Annotated in this window: 20 protein-coding genes; 4 read left to right on the top strand and 16 right to left on the bottom strand. The window is 33.7% G+C overall.

Annotated elements, in window-relative coordinates:
- Positions 1–178 precede the first annotated feature (178 nt).
- Complete coding sequence (gene sspO, locus ACQKP0_RS14725; protein WP_427406613.1) at positions 179–328, top strand: small acid-soluble spore protein O; 150 nt, start codon at positions 179–181, stop codon at positions 326–328.
- Between the two features lie 81 nt (positions 329–409).
- Here the strand turns inward: sspO and ACQKP0_RS14720 are convergent, their stop codons facing one another.
- Positions 410–670, bottom strand: a complete 261-nt coding sequence (locus tag ACQKP0_RS14720) for a hypothetical protein (protein ID WP_427406612.1) — start codon at positions 668–670, stop codon at positions 410–412.
- A 162-nt stretch (positions 671–832) separates the two neighbouring features.
- On the opposite strand from ACQKP0_RS14720, the gene ACQKP0_RS14715 reads away from it, so the two are divergent.
- Positions 833–979: a small acid-soluble spore protein P gene (locus ACQKP0_RS14715; protein ID WP_427406611.1), complete on the top strand. Its 147-nt coding sequence runs from the start codon at positions 833–835 to the stop codon at positions 977–979.
- A 225-nt stretch (positions 980–1,204) separates the two neighbouring features.
- Here ACQKP0_RS14715 and ACQKP0_RS14710 read toward each other — a convergent pair whose 3' ends face one another.
- From ACQKP0_RS14710 to ACQKP0_RS14695, 4 genes are all read right to left on the bottom strand, one after another.
- A complete protein-coding gene (locus ACQKP0_RS14710; RefSeq protein WP_427406610.1) occupies positions 1,205–2,500 on the bottom strand; it encodes a polysaccharide deacetylase family protein in 1,296 nt (431 codons plus the stop codon).
- Between the two features lie 89 nt (positions 2,501–2,589).
- Positions 2,590–3,198, bottom strand: coding sequence for a lytic transglycosylase domain-containing protein (locus ACQKP0_RS14705; protein ID WP_427406609.1), 609 nt, complete (start codon positions 3,196–3,198; stop codon positions 2,590–2,592).
- A 138-nt stretch (positions 3,199–3,336) separates the two neighbouring features.
- A complete protein-coding gene (gene pssA / locus ACQKP0_RS14700) occupies positions 3,337–4,086 on the bottom strand; it encodes a CDP-diacylglycerol--serine O-phosphatidyltransferase (RefSeq protein WP_427406608.1) in 750 nt (249 codons plus the stop codon).
- A 219-nt stretch (positions 4,087–4,305) separates the two neighbouring features.
- Positions 4,306–4,674, bottom strand: a complete 369-nt coding sequence (locus ACQKP0_RS14695) for a DUF1641 domain-containing protein (RefSeq protein ID WP_427406607.1) — start codon at positions 4,672–4,674, stop codon at positions 4,306–4,308.
- 160 nt (positions 4,675–4,834) lie between these two features.
- Between ACQKP0_RS14695 and ACQKP0_RS14690 the strand changes: the two genes are divergently transcribed.
- Positions 4,835–5,113, top strand: coding sequence for a small, acid-soluble spore protein, alpha/beta type (locus tag ACQKP0_RS14690; protein ID WP_427406606.1), 279 nt, complete (start codon positions 4,835–4,837; stop codon positions 5,111–5,113).
- Between the two features lie 32 nt (positions 5,114–5,145).
- Here ACQKP0_RS14690 and ACQKP0_RS14685 read toward each other — a convergent pair whose 3' ends face one another.
- The 10 genes from ACQKP0_RS14685 to ACQKP0_RS14640 form a co-directional block, all read right to left on the bottom strand.
- On the bottom strand, positions 5,146–5,514 hold the full coding sequence (locus ACQKP0_RS14685; protein ID WP_427406605.1) for a cytochrome-c oxidase: 369 nt from the start codon (positions 5,512–5,514) through the stop codon (positions 5,146–5,148).
- A 90-nt stretch (positions 5,515–5,604) separates the two neighbouring features.
- Positions 5,605–6,243: a hypothetical protein gene (locus ACQKP0_RS14680; protein ID WP_427406604.1), complete on the bottom strand. Its 639-nt coding sequence runs from the start codon at positions 6,241–6,243 to the stop codon at positions 5,605–5,607.
- Between the two features lie 157 nt (positions 6,244–6,400).
- On the bottom strand, positions 6,401–7,738 hold the full coding sequence (locus ACQKP0_RS14675) for a YjiH family protein (RefSeq protein WP_427406603.1): 1,338 nt from the start codon (positions 7,736–7,738) through the stop codon (positions 6,401–6,403).
- A 96-nt stretch (positions 7,739–7,834) separates the two neighbouring features.
- Entirely contained in the window at positions 7,835–9,112 is a 1,278-nt protein-coding gene (gene hutI, locus ACQKP0_RS14670) for an imidazolonepropionase (RefSeq protein WP_427406602.1), read from the bottom strand.
- A gap of 117 nt (positions 9,113–9,229) precedes the next feature.
- Positions 9,230–10,900, bottom strand: coding sequence for a urocanate hydratase (gene hutU / locus ACQKP0_RS14665; protein WP_427406601.1), 1,671 nt, complete (start codon positions 10,898–10,900; stop codon positions 9,230–9,232).
- A gap of 258 nt (positions 10,901–11,158) precedes the next feature.
- On the bottom strand, positions 11,159–12,640 hold the full coding sequence (locus ACQKP0_RS14660) for a helix-turn-helix domain-containing protein (RefSeq protein WP_427406600.1): 1,482 nt from the start codon (positions 12,638–12,640) through the stop codon (positions 11,159–11,161).
- 118 nt (positions 12,641–12,758) lie between these two features.
- Complete coding sequence (locus tag ACQKP0_RS14655; protein WP_427406599.1) at positions 12,759–13,220, bottom strand: flavin reductase family protein; 462 nt, start codon at positions 13,218–13,220, stop codon at positions 12,759–12,761.
- Positions 13,221–13,527: 307 nt separating this feature from the next.
- A complete protein-coding gene (locus ACQKP0_RS14650; protein ID WP_427406598.1) occupies positions 13,528–14,736 on the bottom strand; it encodes an MFS transporter in 1,209 nt (402 codons plus the stop codon).
- A 261-nt stretch (positions 14,737–14,997) separates the two neighbouring features.
- On the bottom strand, positions 14,998–15,396 hold the full coding sequence (locus tag ACQKP0_RS14645; protein ID WP_427406597.1) for a MaoC/PaaZ C-terminal domain-containing protein: 399 nt from the start codon (positions 15,394–15,396) through the stop codon (positions 14,998–15,000).
- A 29-nt stretch (positions 15,397–15,425) separates the two neighbouring features.
- The gene (locus tag ACQKP0_RS14640) at positions 15,426–15,851 is read right to left on the bottom strand and encodes an FAS1-like dehydratase domain-containing protein (RefSeq protein ID WP_427406596.1); all 426 of its coding nucleotides are present in this window, start codon (positions 15,849–15,851) and stop codon (positions 15,426–15,428) included.
- Positions 15,852–16,118: 267 nt separating this feature from the next.
- Between ACQKP0_RS14640 and ACQKP0_RS14635 the strand changes: the two genes are divergently transcribed.
- On the top strand, positions 16,119–17,411 hold the full coding sequence (locus ACQKP0_RS14635; protein WP_427406595.1) for an Nramp family divalent metal transporter: 1,293 nt from the start codon (positions 16,119–16,121) through the stop codon (positions 17,409–17,411).
- Between the two features lie 72 nt (positions 17,412–17,483).
- Here ACQKP0_RS14635 and ACQKP0_RS14630 read toward each other — a convergent pair whose 3' ends face one another.
- A complete protein-coding gene (locus ACQKP0_RS14630; RefSeq protein ID WP_427406594.1) occupies positions 17,484–18,599 on the bottom strand; it encodes a M20 peptidase aminoacylase family protein in 1,116 nt (371 codons plus the stop codon).
- Positions 18,600–18,845: the final 246 nt, after the last annotated feature.

The following is an 18,845-nucleotide window of genomic DNA, read 5'->3' as shown; positions in this document are numbered from 1 at the left end:
TAATTATATTAGAGAAATAATGAATCAAATAAATAAAAGTTTTTTCAGAAATGTTGAATTCTAATGGAGATTCGAAAATTTAATTACACACTAATATTAGGTCCTTTTTAAGTTTAAGATTAAGCCTTTGTTTAATTTCATCTCCCACTGTAAACAATATACAAGGAGGTGAAATTAAATGGTGAAAAGAAAGGCGAATCATATAATACCAGGAATGAATGCCGCTAAAGCTCAAGGAAAAGGAACTGGATATAACGAAGAATTTTCAAATGAACCTCTGACTGAAAAACAAAAGCAAAACAACAAAAAGCGGAAGAAAAATCAATAATTAAGTGAAAAACTCGTCTTTAGGGGCTGTTGACTATTGGGAAGGTGTTCTCTTTTTGTCCGTCGCCCAGACGAGTTTTTATTATTGTTCCATATTCACTTCATTTACAATTTGTTCGATATCGGAAAGATATTTTGTTAGCTGCTCTTTTTGTGTTTGACTAGCAACTTCCATTGCATTTTCAATTTGTTGATAAGTTTCATTTACCTCTTGTTTTAAATGCTTCAATTGTTGTCCATAGCCGGCACTATCTTGAACCAAATTGGAATAACCATCTTTTACTTGTTCAAAACTTTTTTGTGCAGCTTGAAACGCTTGTTGTTTATTTTTATGATATGCCATATTTCTGCTCCTTTTCAAAATTGCTAATCATGATTAGTTTATTATTGCTTTCATCGTTTTTTAAAACGATCATTACATACTTAAGATTGTGCAGATTTTCATAAATTATACGGTATAAACAGGTCGGAATAACACAATCTATCTAAAGGAGGGATAATTATAATGGCTAATAAAAATGATGGAAAAGATATGAGGAAAAATGCTCCAAAAGGAGATAATTCTAACCAACCAGAACCATTAAGCGGTTCAAAAAAGGTTAAAAACCGAAATCATACGCGCCAAAAACATAACCAAGGACATGATATGTAGGAAAAAGCTCTTTTCTTAAACTTTGTTGCTATTTGTAAATAGAGTAAAAATCGGCAGTAGGATTTTTACGGTTATTTTCCGCTATCAAAATGAAATATAGAATGTAGAAAAGAGCACGACATTATATTTATTTAGGATTCACACTAGATGCGAAAAGCAACAATTTATACGAAAACAGCCTAGGAAAAACACATGAAATAAGGTACTAGGAAAATTTCCTAGTACCTATTTGTAAGGTTGAATACTTAATAACTCCGATAAATCAACTATTTCAAAGCCTTTTTTGTTTAATTCTTCGATTATGATCGGGACCGCTTTTGCTGTTTCTGCTTTATCATCGTTTGAATGCATTAATATGATGTCGCCATTTCGAACATTCGATACAACGTTTTTAACTATATTTTCATAATCTTTTTGTGACCAATCAAGTGTATCGATTGACCATAAAACAATATGATATCCAAGCTGACTCGCATTTGATATGACAGACTGATTTGTTTCACCATAAGGAGGCCGAAGAATAGCTGGCTTTTTGCCAATGATTTTTTCAATTGCTTTTTCTGTATCTAGTAAATCTTTTTTCATTTCTGCTGAATTTTTTTTCGTTAAATCATCATGGAAATAGCTGTGGCTTAAAACAAGATTGCCATTTTGGTAAGCTTGTTTGACCACTTCAGGATATTGTTTTACTCGTTCTCCGATGAAAAAGAAATTTCCTTTTACATGGAATTTTTCTAAAGTATTGATAATTTCTGGAGTGTTTATATTGTCAGGGCCATCATCAAAAGTAAGAGCTACTTTTTTTACATTAGGTCCATTTACAGAGACTTCTTTATGTTTCTTAGCCAATAAAACTGCATCCTCACGCCATTTCATCATATTTTTCCATGCGAAATCACTTAGTTGATTGCTATTACCTTTAATCGGCAGAAAATAATCTGTCTTTTCGGCCTGTTTACAACATGCTTGGTCCCATTGCTGATCATAGACGGAGATATGATCAACTTTCCCTGTAGACTGCTTAATAATAAATTTCAGCTGATAGCTTTTATTCACTTGATATACGACAATATTTTCTTCATTATTTTTTCTTTGATCATATGGTTTACCTAATACTTTTTGGATCAATTTAAAATCAAGATTTTGTAATTGTTTATCATAGGATCTTACGTCGTAGATGATGTTTTTATTATTATATCCATACGTAATTTTTTTCTCATCGTAAACAGCATAAAACCCATTATTTACTTGATCAATCTTATCTGGTTGCCCCCACTTTTCCTGAACATATTTAAAGTTTTGAGTGAGTTTTGTAGATGCATTTTCTACCTCACCTTTATCTGCAAGTTCTTTCATTTTTATTATTTGATTTTCCTGATGTATTGTTTTTGATTGATGATCATTTGATGTATTAGTCACAACTTTTTCAGGTTCCTTATTATGATCTGTTTGATTTTTCACACATGCAGATAATGCGAATACGACCATTATGGGAATAAACAATCGTATAATATATTTCATTGCCAAGAAATCTCTCCTTTAAATTTTCAAATACCCTATCTAAATAAATTTATTCTAAATCGATCATTTAGTATAGGCCTTCTCCTACATTATTCTGCTTTCTTATAAAGATCTACATAATGTAAGACATCTTCAACATATTGTTCACTATGATTGTATGAATAAATCGCTTTTCGCAATTTTCCATTGGCGGCTCCATTTTGTGACAGATAATTTGCTGCACTAAAAATAGCATCTTCAATATCCCAAACATCCGCTTTTCCATCACCATTGGCATCCACACCGTATCCACCATATTTCTTAATAACGGCGGGATCTTCTTTTTCCTTTTTAGAGATTTTTCCTTTCCCTTTTCCTTTACATGTTGGATGCTGCCAACCAACAAAAGTACACGGCATAAATTGCATCGGACCTTCAGCCCCAACTGGTGATATCATTGGATCCATTGTTGAGAATCTTGTTTCAACTCGATGATGCGCGGCAAGTACATACCATGGAACCCCATACTTCTTTTCCGCTGCTTTATAAATTGGGATGTACTCTTTTGGAATTAATTCTTGGATTTTGGTTTCATGTTTTCTTGATTCTTGCTTTTGGTTATGAATAATCCCATAAAAAGCTAATACAATAAGTGGTATCAATAGAATAATCAATGGTGATTTCTTTTTTATTTTTCTTTTATTCCTTGCTTTTTTCATTCTTATATAAGGTCCTTTCAGTTATCCACAAAAAAATTCTAAAATAAAAGGCATAACTAAGTAATACTAGTTATGCCAATTATACATGAACTCCATAAAAATTTTAATGTAATAGTATATCTCTTTAAATTTTAGTCTTTATTTATTATTTGTTTTTTTAAACCTTTTTATTTTAAGTTTACTAGGATATACGATTTTTCTATTTGGAAATTTAGGTTCTTTTTCTTTAATATACCTTCCGAAGATAAATAGTATGTAAGTCCCTAAAGCCACATAATAGAAAAAAGGAATATGTACAAATTTTGTTTTAGCTACCAAATAAAACATATAAAATAAGAATAATGTTATAAGTACACTGTTTTTTGGTAATCCGATTTTTTTCAAACTTGGAATTTTTATTGTACTAACCATTAAAATACATAATCCATAATAAATTAGAATGAACACCCATAAGGAGAAAAAACTTTCAAATAAAACTAAAAATGCAATAATTCCACCTGATAAAGTAATTGGAATACCCTTAAAATACTTTAATGATTCATTCATTGATGTTATATTGAATCTCGCTAAGCGATAAGCTCCGAATAAAGGAAGCAATCCTGATGCAATCAGCCCATACATCCCAAAATCACTAAAATAAGTATGTGCTGTAAGAAAGGCCGGAGCTACCCCAAAGGACACTATATCTGCTAGGGAATCTAGTTCTTTTCCTATCTCATTAGATACCCCTAATATTCTTGCTACTCTTCCATCTAGTGCGTCTAGCATAATGGCAATAAAAATTAAAATTGTTGCATTTTTGCTATCGCCATTTATGATGTATCCAATTGATAAGAAGCCACAAAATAAATTTCCAAATGTTAATATGTTAGGTATATGTTTCTTCATTCGGCACTTCCTTTAAAATTATATTCCTATTTCTTCTCCCCTAATTATATATTATTTCTATCTATTCCTTTCTTCAACAAACATTTTTAGAAATCCCGGGTTATTTACTATATATTTTTTCTAATTAATGGATATCTCAATGTTTTAGGATAACATTTATGGTTAACAACAGCAAAATAAAAATACCTACACTCGATTATTCATGTAGGTATTTATATTCTATAAACTTTTCCCCATTCCTTTAAAGAAAGCTAAAAAGAATGATACCGATCGATTAATATCCGGATCTTTCATCATTTTCATTAACTGAAATGTGTTTATATCTTTTTCTTCTTCAAGACTAGAAACTGCCGACTCGATCCCTTTGCTAACTCCCTTTTTGAGAATGTTTAATTGATTTTTGTTAAGATTTTCGGTTTGCGATAGAAGTTCCAACATTGAAGTGAGTATATTTTTATCCTTTAAATTCTTTACAATCTTTCCTATTTCTATTAGTTCATCCTGATAATGAAGTAATGTCGCATTTCCGTTATGTGGTAATGGTCTTGTTGTAATATTCCCTTTCTTTTTCTCAATTGGTTTCCCCATTCCTTCACCAAGCTTTCATAATGTAGTGACTTTACAATATATGCTGGATATCGTTAATTGATGAATAAACCTATATTTCTGATCTAATGAAAGAAAGCTGTATCTTATTGTCGTGATTTACTCTTTTTCGGACATACTATTTTTTAAGGGAGGAATAAATATGTCTAGAAGAAGTAAACGAACGTTAGTTCCCGGTGCAAGAAATGCATTAGACGATTTTAAAGGAAAAGTAATGGCTAATAAAGGTTATCAAGTAAATCCTAATGAACCAAACAATGTAAAATATGAAGTTGCTAAAGAACAAGGTGTACCGTTAAAGAAAGGTTACAATGGACATCTTACATCAGAGGAAGCTGGAAAAGTGGGTGGCCCGATAGGCGGTAATATGGTAAGAGAAATGATTCGCATGGCACAGGAGCAACTTAGTAAAAAGCAATAATGCCGGGAAATCCCGGCATAAAAAATTAATATTTATTTAGATCGAACATTTTTTAAAACATTGATTACAAATAAAAGAATTCCAACAGAAGCAATTGTTGCACCTGTAGCAATGACAGGCTCGACATCAGCGTTTCCACCCTCTAAAATGATTAAACCAATGATCATTATAGGTAAACCAATATTATGAAGCCAGAAGTGAATCTTCCCTAATATGCTATTGCCTGCATCAGGAAATTGATGATAAATAATTCCAGCTAGTGCGAGAGATGCCCAACCTAATAAGTTAATATGTGCATGTGAAGGTGCATATTGAAAATGATGAGTAATCGACATATACATGCCCAACCCAATCCCTATCAGAAAGTAGATTACTGATATTTTTATTAACTTTTCTCCCAAAATAAATCCCCCTTGAAATGAAGTAGTTATACTATACCTACTTCACTATATTCGGTACACTAGCTAATGATACAGGGGAGGAAAAATTTTTTATTGGTCTTTTAAAAACTTCAAGGTAGGAAAAATATATTCAAAAAGTTCTTCATTTGTAAAATGGCCTTTTATTCCATGCTGTTTTAAGAAGTACTCCACTATTTCACTGTGGGAAAGACCAACTTGTATTAAACCTCTTGCAATAGTTTTTAAATAAGAGGATGTTGGCACGTTAAAGGTGGCATTTTCGATTTGTTGATTACTTGTAAATGTAAACATCGGAGCCCCGTCTTTTACACCAAGATACATAATTCTTCCGTACCAACCATCATTAATCGTAGAAAATCCATTTTTAATCACTTCTTGTAGATCAATATTTATTTTTTCCTGATCATTTTCTTGGGCTACTACGTCAATAAATTGTTCCTCTGTTATTAAATACATACGACCATATGTTTTATGATCATTCAATTTTTCATAATCGATAAAAGCAACTCCACCTGCCCCCCATTTGCTTTTTTCTTTTGCAAAATAAAGTGGATACGGGATTTCTATCTTTTCATTTGCTTTTGGAGTGGTTTGATCACGACATCCTTTTTCTTTTTTATCAGATCCTGTTGGTTTTTCACCAATTATGTAACACAAAAATCGATCATAGCAAATATTAGATCCATAACTGACATACCATACATTCATGCTTGTTTTCTCCTTATGTTAGAATTTGTTTTATACTGTTTAATAGTTTCGATAGATAAAATAAATATCCTTCCTTAAAGAAAAGGAAGGATAAAAATAACGTCGATAATTAAGAAATGATTTAGTTCATTTTTTGAATTTATAGGTTTAAGTTAAACTAGAGAAGCAAAAATGCAATCGGTATTGTAATGATAAGAGTTAAAATGACACGCTCAATCCAAATGACAATTAGCTTTGGAAGTGAGATTGGTATATCAGTAGAAACGATACACGGAATTAATGCTGAAAAGAAAATAATCGCTGATACTGATACGACAGCAATAACAAATTTTGTTACAAGAGCACTCCCCGTCACAAACAAGGCTGGTAAAAACATCTCCGCAATTGAAACAGCACTTGCCTTTGCCGCGAGTAATGGTTCAGGAAGATGAAACAACGCTGTGATTGGATAAAAAATATAACCAATAATATCAAAGACTGGTGTATATTCTGCTAATACTAATCCCAATAAACCAACCGAGAGAATTGATGGTAATATGGACATTGTCATAATAAAGCCATCTTTTAAATTGACCCAAATATTTTTACCAAGACTAGGTGAGCCTTGAGCAGCTACCATTGCTTCCTTCCAAGCATGTTTAAAGCGGTCCCCTTTGACAAGTTCTTCCGGTTTTCCTTCACCATCGTAATATTCATCACTCATCGAACGAAGCGGCCATATTCTAACGGTTAAAGCGGTTACAATAAAGGTTATTACTAAAGTTGCCCAGAAATAAAGATTCCACATGTTCATCAAGCCAAGTGTTTTGGCGACAACAATCATAAATGTAGCAGATACGGTAGAAAACCCAGTAGCAATGATAGCAGCTTCCTTCACCGTATATTTCCCTTCTTTAAACACACGGTTTGTAATTAATAAACCGATTGAATAACTCCCAACAAAAGATGCTACTGCATCAACAGCAGATCTGCCAGGTGTTTTCCAAACTGGTCGCATAACAGGTTGCATTAATACACCAATAAATTCTAATAACCCATAGCCAACTAATAGAGCGAGAAAAACTGAACCAATTGGTACGAGCAGCCCGACAGACACAACCAATTTATTAAACAGAAATGGTCCCATATCAGGAGCTCCCAGCCATTTTGGTTCAAGTTTAAAAACAAGCAAACATGCAACCAATAGCCCTATTACTTTGAAAATTGAAAAAAATATAGATATACCATTCTTATTCCATGTCTTTGTATAAAAAGGATAGATTGCACCAAATAAGATAACAATTAATGCATAATACGGTATAATAGATGGTACGCTTTTTTGTATAAATGTAACAATATGATCTAACATGATGGATGATGTGCCATTAATAGATATTGGAATAAAAAACATAAATATTCCAATTGCACTGTAACATACGAACTTTAATATATTGCTCCAATTCGTATTTGAATGAATTTGAGGGAGATTAGTAGATTTCAGTTTTGTATTTTCCATGATCATTACCCCTTTGTTTGATTAGATGTGGCTGTCTATTAATTGTCGAGCACTTATTAGACAGCCACAAATACCTCTATCTTCAATAGATATTATTTAACTTAACTGACCTTTCTCAACAACGATTTTTCCAGACTTGATCACTGTATCTGTATGATTCATTCCATAGTGGTATTGAAGCTGCATGTAATTTGGAACATTTAGAATGACAACATCGGCTTTCTTTCCGACTTCTAGACTTCCAATTTCTTTTCCGCGATTAATTGCATGAGCAGCATTAATCGTACAAGCTGTAATTGCTTCTGCAGGTGTCATTCCCATTTTCATACAAGCTAGATTCATAATAAATGGCAAGGATGTTGTGGGAGATGAGCCAGGATTACAATCAGTCGATAAAGCTACTGGTACGCCTTCATCTATCATTTTTCTTCCTCGAGCTGAATCCGCCATTAAGAAAAATGCCGTACCAGGCAGTAACACCCCTATTACTCCTTTTTCGGCCATCTTTTTGATTCCATTATCTGAAGCTCGTAATAAATGATCTGCAGAAATGGCTCCAACCTCAGCCGCTAATTCAGCACCCTCATATGGTTCAATCTCATCAGCATGAATTTTCGGGATTAGATCATACTTTTTACCCGCTTCAAGGATTCTTCGACTTTGTTCCGGAGTGAAAACTCCTCTTTCACAAAAGACATCATTAAATTCGGCTAGATTTCCCTTTGCTACTTCTGGAATCATCTCTTTGGTGACAATTCTTACAAATTCGTCAGGGTTTTCCTTATAATTTGCAGGAACAGCATGTGCTCCCATAAAGGTGCTTACAACATCAATCACATGTTCATCGTTTAAGCGTTTTGCTACTTCAAGTTGTTTTTTTTCTGTTTCCCAATCTAAACCATACCCACTTTTTGCTTCGATGGTTGTTACACCATGTTTTAAAAATGAGTTTAAACGTTTTTTGCTTTCAGAAAGTAATTCCTCATGAGAGGCTTCTCTAGTCCTTGAAGTTGTTGCATGAATGCCGCCGCCATTATTCATAATTTCCATATAGGTAGCGCCATTTAGACGCATATTAAATTCATTTTCACGACTTCCTGCATAAACAATATGGGTATGCGGATCAATAAGTCCTGGTAAAACGATTTTTCCTGTTGCATCAATTATCATTGCTTCATCTAATCGGTTTGAAAATTTCACCTGTAATTCCTCTGTCGTACCTACCGCCTTTATTATTCCATCCTCTAACCAAGCTGCACCATCGTTAATTATCTCGAGATGATTCATCTCTTCTTTTGTTAATGGTTTTTCAGATCCTCCACTGACAGTAATCAATTCATTCGCATGCTGTATAAAAATTGGTTTCTCTGACAATTTTAGTACCTCCTTATTAGAAAAGCGTAAGCGTCTTGGTCAGCCCCAATCCAAAAATGCTGGGTTTATGATTATGAGGGGCTGACTCCTCCCGCTTGACCTGTTAAATTTACTTCTTTAATTTGATGAACGAAGCATAGGAATATGAATTCCTTTATCATTTGCTGTTTTTATGGCTAAATCATATCCTGCATCCACATGACGGACAACACCCATTCCAGGATCAGTAGTTAATACACGTTCAAGTCGTTTTTCTGCTTCTTTCGTACCGTCAGCAACAATAACCATACCTGCATGTAAGGAATAGCCCATACCTACACCGCCGCCATGATGAACTGATACCCAGCTTGCTCCGCCAACTGCATTGATTAAAGCATTTAATATTGGCCAGTCCGCAACAGCATCACTACCATCCTTCATTCCTTCTGTTTCACGATTTGGTGAGGCAACAGAACCTGAATCTAAATGATCACGTCCAATAACGATTGGAGCTTTCAATTCACCTTTTGCCACCATATCATTGATGATTTTTCCAAATCTTGCACGTTCTCCGTAACCAAGCCAGCAAATGCGTGATGGAAGTCCTTGAAATTGAATTTTTTCCTGAGCCATTTTAATCCAATTACATAAATGTTTATTATCGCTAAATTCGCGAAGAATTACTTCATCTGTTTTATAAATATCTTCTGGATCACCAGATAATGCTACCCAACGGAAAGGACCTTTTCCTTCACAAAATTGCGGACGAATATATGCTGGAACAAATCCAGGGAAATTGAAGGCATTATCCACTCCTTCATCCTTTGCCACTTGACGGATATTGTTTCCATAATCAAAGGTAATCGCACCTTTTTCTTGCATGACAAGCATTGCCTTTACATGATCAGCCATGCTTGCTTTTGATAATTTTACATATTCAGCTGGATTTTCTTTACGTAAATTTTCGGCTGCTTCTAAACTGTAACCTACTGGAATGTAACCATTTAAAGGATCATGAGCAGACGTTTGATCTGTTAGTACATCTGGGATAAAGCCTATTTTGATCATTTGTGGTAAAATTTCAGCAGCATTTCCCAATAATCCAATGGATAAGGCTTTTCCTTCTGTCTTAGCTTCTTTTGCTAATCGAATTGCTTCCTCTAATGAATTCGTTTTTACATCCAAATAGCGTGTTTCAATTCGACGATCAATTCTTGTTTCATCTACTTCAATGGCAATACATACACCCTCAGCCATTGTTACAGCAAGTGGTTGTGCTCCACCCATTCCACCAAGCCCAGCTGTTACAGTGATCGTTTGTTTTAACGATTCTCCAAAATGCTGCCTTGCTAATTCAGCAAAAGTTTCATAAGTTCCTTGTACAATTCCCTGACTACCTATATAGATCCAACTGCCTGCAGTCATCTGTCCATACATCATTAGCCCTTTTTTATCAAGCTCATGGAACGTATCCCAATTTGCCCAAGCAGGAACTAGATTAGAATTGGCGATAAGTACTCGTGGAGCATCTGCATGTGTTTTAAAGACAGCAACAGGCTTACCGGATTGTACAAGCAAAGTTTCATCTGATTCTAGCTCGTGAAGTGTTTTTACAATCGCATCATAACAATCCCAGTTCCTTGCAGCTTTTCCGATACCTCCATATACAACAAGATCTTCAGGTCTTTCTGCCACATCTTTATTTAAATTGTTCATTAGCATTCTTAGCGCTGCTTCTTGAACCCAACCTTTTGCATGCAATTCTGTACCTGTATAATTATGAATCTCTCTTTTTGTATCCGTTTTCATATTTGTTACCTCCTAAATTATATTCACTTCCTTCCTCTATTATAAAAACGAAAAATTCAGTAAAGTAATTTAATAATATTAGTTTTTTTGCACAAACATGATATTTTTCATTTCTTTTTTATAATAAAATGTAAACAAATTTATAATTAATTTATATTTTTATAATTTTATTTGATTTGTTTAGAACAGAAGAAAAGAACCAGTTTAGTATCGACTGGTTCCTCTTTTGGGGTTGTCTTCTTAAAATCGAGTCATTATCTACCGATTGCCAATCGATTCAATTGTTCGAAATTGCTTAGCAGTCTTTCCTACGGAATTTTTAAATACTCTTGAAAAGTAATGTTGATTTTGGAAACCTATTAAAGCTGCGATTTCTTTTATCGTCATATCAGACTCAATAAGTAATCTTTTCGCTTCCTTAATCCTAAGGTCTGTTAAGCTTTCACGAAAGGTTTTCTTCGTTTTTTCTACGAATAAATGACTTAAATAGGTGGAATTTCGTCCGACATAGCTAGACAATTCACTTAAATCCAAGTCTTGTTTCCAATAATTTAGCTCCATATAGTGTAAACATTTATCAATAATATCGAGATGCTGATTTTTACTCGTATCTTTAACGGCATCAATTATTCTCGATGTAAAAATTAATAGCTTTTGTATAATACGATAGATTAATGGCTCGTATAAAATCGTATCAAATAATTCTAAATACTCTTGTTCATAAATACTTTGATCAAGGTTAGCTGATTTCATATGCCTTCGTATTTGCGCCAAAATACTAGTTAGGCGAATCCGTAGTAAACCAGGATCTGGGTAGGAGTCTGTAAATTGTAAAAACTCACTGGATAAAAATTGAGAAATTCCTTCTTTATTTCCCTCATTTAGAAAGCTTATCCACTGTCTTTGCTCACTTGGTGTTAAAAACGGATCGATAAACTTCCACCGTAATTTATTATTGAATTGAAGTACCTGTCTGTATCCGACAAAGAAAGTTACCTCTGTCATTTTTTTTGTATGAATATATTTTTCATGAATAGTTAATTCAGGTTGTTTTTCTTGATTTATGATGATACAAATCGGCTCCTGTTCATGATGTTCCCAATCATACATAAAGCGTTTACAAATTTCATTCCAATTTACGTGAGATTGATCTTTGAATAAACAAATAGTCATATCACTTAAAGGGAAAATTAAAGGAGACACAGGGAATAAGTAATCTTTTAAAAAACTATTTAATATTGGTAGAATACTAGATTTTTCTGGTTGAAAAGCAACAAATAAAAATGGTTTTGCCTGTTTGCTTTCTGCTAAAAATAATTGTTCATATACTACCTCTTGTGTCAATGTGTGAATAGAAATTTTCTCGGTTTGCTTTCTTTTCCTATCAAAATCTCGAATGATTAAATTGATATTATTTAACAACTCTTGAGGAGAAAATGGCTTAATTAATAAAAATTTTGTCCCGATATCAATTGCTTTCTTGGCAGCACCATAGGTTGCCTCCATCGTTAACGAAATAATTACAGGTTCATTGATTTTAATTGCTTTTACTAGTGACTCATCAGTACCAATATTCATTTCATAGATAAAAATATCTGGCTGTTCATTTTCAAGATCCGTAATTGCATTTGCTAAATTAGACGCTACTTTTACTGTTACATTTGATATAGAAGACTCTATGAGCCACTGAATTCCTTTTGCCTCAAATTCATCATGATTCGCAATTAATATTTTGATCAATTTTCTCACCACCTACTCCAATGTTTCATAACCTCATTATCCCAAAGACAGAAATGTTGGTAAAGAATGAATACTATTATATAGAAAAGGACATTTTTTAAAAATGTCCTTTAAACAATTACTTTTTTAAATTGTGATATTTTCCTTCAAAGTACAGAAGTGGATTTCCGTCGTTAATAATGATATCAGTAACCTTACCAATAACGAGCATGTGGTCTCCAGCTTGTTTCAATTCATATTTTTCACAAGAAATAGCTGCAAGTGTGTCCTTTAATATCGGCTGTCCATTAAGACGATCGAAATCAATAGGTTTCTCTGGCTTTAGTTGATTTGCAAAAATCATTGAATATGATTGTTGGTCTTCTTTTAAAAAGCTAATGGAAAATTTATCTGCTTGGACAATCTTATCGTACATAGATGCTTTTTCATCTATCGATACTAAAACAAGCATTGGATCTAGTGATATTGACATAAAAGCATTCACCGTCATGCCATGTATATCACCATCTACTTCAGTTGTTACAACTGTGATACCAGTCGCAAACTTTCCCATTGCATCGCGAAATGTTCGTTGATCCATCTGTATCCCCCTACTATTGTTTACGAAGGCTCTTTTCTAAAACTTTGTTGCTTTTGAAAAGAAAATCTTAATAAAAACCGCCAAATCATCTAATAATTAATTTTTTTAGAAAAGATGCCCCGAAACCGAGCTATATTTGAAAGTTATCTTTTTACGATAAAACAAGAATATTTTCAAAAACAACCTTTACGAAAACGTATTTCATGATTTAACTATACATTTTTTAGATTTTTATTGTCAAAGGCTCTTTCCTTTTAATATATAGTTTTGAAAATTAATTATATGATGTTAAGAAAAAAGACAAGCTTTATAATCCATGTGTTACTCGCTGTGTTTGTTTTATTTTTTTCTTTTGACCAGAAAAAATGGTGAAGATAATGACAAATAGGAAAAAGAAGCTTGATATTTGAAATAACGTACCGATTGAAACGACCTGAGCCAAAATTCCAAATATTAATCCGCTTGCTCCAATTCCTAAATCAATCGCTGAATAGAACATCCCATTTGCTACTCCACGTCGCTCTGGTACGGTTTTTTGCAGTACCCACGCTTGTAGAGTTGGAATTAATGAACCATATCCAGCTCCAAACAGAATACCTGATATGATGATATAGATATTAGAAGTTGCAAAAGAAAGAACCCATAAAGCAATAAATGTTAGAGTAGCACAGATTAAAATTAATGCTCTAGGCCCTTTTCTGTCGAACCATCTACCAGTTATAGGACGAACCAAAGTTGCTACCACTGCATTACATAAATAAAATAAATAGATTTGATGAAGTCCTCTTTCCTCACTAAAAATAACAATAAAAGTGACAATCGTTCCATAGCCAAATGTCGCCATTAATGTAACAAACGCCGGATACCAGCTTGACTTTTCAATTAAAGAGCCGAAAAAGGAAAATTGAACCTCATCTGCACGTTTATTTTTCACCACTTCAGGTGTTTTGTACTTAACAATTACAAGTAGCAAAATTGCAATAGCACTTAAAATGGTGGACACTACAATAATGATGGAAAATTGAAAATGCTGATAGAGAAAAATTCCCAAACTCGGTGCAATGATCATTCCAACCGTAGCGGATAGACCGAAATATCCCATACCTTCACCTAATCTTGCATTAGGTACCACATCTACTGCAGCTGTTCCATTTGCAGTTGTTGACCAACCCCAACCAATACCGTGCAATAATCGAAAGCCTAAAAAAATAAAGACAATTTGTGAAACTGGATACAAAATCGTTATCACTAACAGTGATATTGCACCTATAATAACAAGTGCTTTCCGCTCCCTATATTCTAGAAAATAACCAATAAATGGCCTAATAATGACTGCCCCAATGGAAAATAATGTTGTGGCTAATCCAATTTCAATACCTGAGGCTCCTAATGATTGAATATATGGGGGGATGGTTGGAATCAACATTTGAAAGCCCATAAAAACAAAAAGATTGGCAATAATTAATAAACTAAATGATCTCGTCCATAAGGGCACAGTCGATGTTTTACTCCCCATTTAACCTCTCCTCTCTCTATATTAATAAAATGGATTCGAAAAGGAATCCATTTTTATATAAAGATATAATTTTATATAGTTTATTTTTTCGTATATCGAAATATTCTTTAAACAATCATACTATACAATGTTAAATTAAAAAATATTTTATTAAAAACTTTAAGAATTATTTTTTTGAAAAATGAAAGAAAAAGTGATTGCGTTGAAAAATTACAAAGCCTTTTAAAGTTTCTGTTATTTTGATATCAATTTAAACTGATATTATTGGCACATATCCTCTTTCAATACTTGGAATTGTCCTTTTAATTTTGTTTCACCCTCACTGTTTTTCACAAAAACATTTCCGACAAGCCTGTTCTCCCCATTAATTTCTATTTCGTCAATAATACTACCCTCAATGGATAAGTTTTCTCCTGGTTTCGTCATTGCTGAAAAACGTACTTTGAATTGACGTAAATTTTTACGTGGGAACCATTTTCCTAATGCCTCTCCAGCCATCCCCATAATTAACATGCCGTGTGCAATTACTCCTCCTAAACCTGCTTCTTCCCCAATTGGTACGACAGTATGGATGGGATTAAAATCACCAGAAGCACCTGCATATCGGACAAGCTGAGTATGAGTGATCGTTGGTTTATGAATGGTTTCTATATTCTGCATATAAACTCCTCCTACATTTTCGACTATAATTAATGCCTTTCAATGATAGTTGATCGACTTTTAAGAACAACTTGTCCATCTCTTTTATAAATTACTTCGATGGTAATAAAATCCATTCTCCTTTTCTCAATATGCGAAATGACTTCAGCTGAACAAGAAATAGTATCCCCTGCATAAATATTACCAAAGTATTCGTATTCCTGTTCGCCATGGAGCACCATTAATGGGTCCAGTTCTAGCTTTTGTATAAGGGTTTCAAAATCTAAACCACCCCACATTTCGATAACGGTTGGAAACGTGGGAGGGATAGGTATATCTTTATATCCATTATCTTTAGCTGACCCTATTTCATAATAAATCGGATTATCATCGCCAATCGCTAAAGCAAATTCCTTTATCTTTCCACCCTCTATGGTAAATGAATCAATAGAAAAAGTAAGTCCTGCTTTATTCATGAATTCAGCTCCTTTAGATTTATAGACATTATAGAAAGTATTCGAAATTAAATGCTTAAACTCCTTCTCTAATAGAAACATTGTAACTCATTATTTTCCAATTAGCACATGTCACTGATTGTCGAAACTAAATTTTTATTGGGTAAAATAACAAGTGAAAATAGTTTACGTTTTTATAATTATTGAATAAAATAAAAACATGTCTAGACTTTCCTTAAGGAAACTTTTTTGTTCGAAGTTTACATTTAGATAGGGAGGAAACAAACCTTGAGTGATAAAGCATTTACTCGTAAATACAACCCTAAAATGAGTAAAACAAAACTATCCGCTGATGCAGTACTAAGAGGAGAGGTTGGCGGAATTAAAAAAATTCTCCCCTTTTTAGGCCCAGCATTTATTGCTGCAGTGGCATATATTGATCCCGGAAATTTCGCAACAAATATCACCGCAGGTTCTAAATATGGTTATCTACTGCTCTGGGTAATTGCCTTTTCCAACTTATTGGCAGTTCTAATACAATCATTATCTGCGAAGTTAGGTATAGCCACAGGAAAAAACCTCCCTGAAGTTTCGAGAGAAAATTTTCCACAAGGAGTTTCTATCTTTTTATGGATTCAAAGTGAATTAGTTATCATTGCAACCGATTTGGCTGAATTTATCGGGGCAGCACTGGGACTTTATTTACTATTTGATATTCCAATGATTCCAGCTGCAATCATTACAGCTGCAGGCTCATTTGCTATATTAGAACTACAGCGCCGTGGATTTCGCTCATTAGAAGCTGGAATTGCTGCAATGGTACTGATTGTTGTATTAGCATTTGCTTTTCAAACATTTCTTGCAAAACCAGACTTAGGATCGGTGTTGGGTGGAATGTTTACTCCTAAATTCCAAGGTGTGGATAGTATATTATTGGCTGCCGGTATATTAGGTGCTACCGTTATGCCACATGCAATTTACCTACATTCTTCGCTTACACAAAATCGGATTGTAGGAAGAAATGAGATGGAGAAAAAAAGAATTTATAAATTCGAATTTATTGATATTATCATTGCTATGATTATCGCTGGTGCAATTAATATGTGTATGTTAATTATTTCAGCTGCATTATTTTTCAAAAACGGTTTGGTCGTAGAGGATTTAGATGTTGCCTTTCACGAATTTGGTCATTTTGTAGGGCCAGTTGCAGCCATGTCCTTTGGTTTAGGTTTATTAATTGCTGGATTGTCTAGTTCTTCAGTAGGAACGATGGCAGGTGATGTAGTTATGCAAGGTTTCATCAATGTTCGAATAAATTTATATCTACGAAGAGCAATAACGATGATACCTGCCCTTGCGATCATTATTTCGGGTGTAAATGCAACAGATGCATTAATTATGAGCCAAGTTATTTTATCCTTTGGAATTGCCTTCGCGCTCGTTCCTCTTATTATGTTTACAAGTAATAAAAAAATTATGGGCGGACTTACGAATCATCGGATTACTACCATTATTGCATGGGTAGTTGCAGCGTTAGTTATTTTGTTGAATCTCTTCTTATTGATTGAAACATTTAAATAAATTTAAGCAAGATAAAATGTAAAAAAGTCGTGATTATTTCATTTATAATCACGACTTTTTTATGATTATTACTTATGAGTTCATCGTCATTACAACGGCTGTTGCTATAATTTCTGCACCCGTAAACATTGCTTTATGATCAAATGTCATATTCGGATGATGAAGCCCAGGCTTAAGATCGCACCCAAGGCCTAACATCGTTGCTTTTAACCCCGGTCTCTTAATGGTATAGTAATGAAAATCATCGCCTCCCGTTGTTTGTATCGGTGGTACATAGTTATCGATACCTAACACTTGGATAATCGCTTTTTTCATACAATTTGTGGCGTCAGCATTAGCAACAGCTGCAGGTACATTTGAACTTATCTTATATGGGATTTTCACTTCGTAAAATCGTTCTAATGCATCGATCATTAAATCGATTTTTGCTTGCATTTTTTCCATGGCTTCATTTGTTTGCGCTCTCATATCTAAACTAAATTCGGCGTGTCCTGGGATAATGTTAGAACTCTCGCCTCCTGCTTGAAACTTGGTCAACTTTACTGATGATGGAACAAGTGGATCAATATGAATGGTTTTCAGCATTTGATCGAGTGTTGCTCCTATCTCAATTGCATTAGCACCTAGATGCGGTCTAGCTCCATGTAAATCATCGCCCATAATTTTTCCATTAATAAATCGACAGGCACCATGGATAATCATTGGAGAACAATAACCATTAGGCACCTCTTGAAAAGGACGTAAATGTACACCGAATAAGTAATCAACATCATCAACGACTTGTTTTTCTACCATGCTTAACGCACCCTGTCCTTTTTCTTCAGCAGGTTGAAAGATAAACCGAACTGTACCATTTAACTCTGTGTTCTTTAGTAAGAATAAGACTCCAATTGCAATCGTCATATGTGCATCATGACCACATGAATGATTCGCTTGAAACTTCCCATTCACTTCCTGCCACAATGCATCAATGTCTGCACGAATAGCAATGACTGGTTTTCCGTTCCCTATTTCAGCGATTAAACCTGTACTATTTTCAAATGTCGAAACTCGGCATCCGTGTTTCTCAACAAGTTCCTTTAAAAATTTCGTCGTTTCTTTTTCTTCCCAGCTAATTTCTGGATTTTGATGAAGCTGATGAAAGATCTGAAGCAGTTCATCTTTCACTTCATTCGAACAAACAAACATGAATATCCTCCTTCTTAGAAGTAAAAATCTATAGTAATTTTAATTAAATTTAAAATTTCAAACAATAAAAATATAATATTACATACATTAACCTAATACTTCACACAAATCTATACAATAGTTTATAGTGTTTGATTACTTTAGGTGATTTATTAAGGCTCTTTTCTCTGACATATAAAAAAATAGGATCGAAATCCATCATATTTCCTGTTTAGACTGTTTATTAACGACAATTTTTACAAAAAG

It is taken from the genome of Heyndrickxia sp. NPDC080065 (genome assembly GCF_050281185.1).
Classification (GTDB): domain Bacteria; phylum Bacillota; class Bacilli; order Bacillales; family Bacillaceae_C; genus Heyndrickxia.
This window is presented reverse-complemented; position numbering and strand designations above follow the sequence as displayed.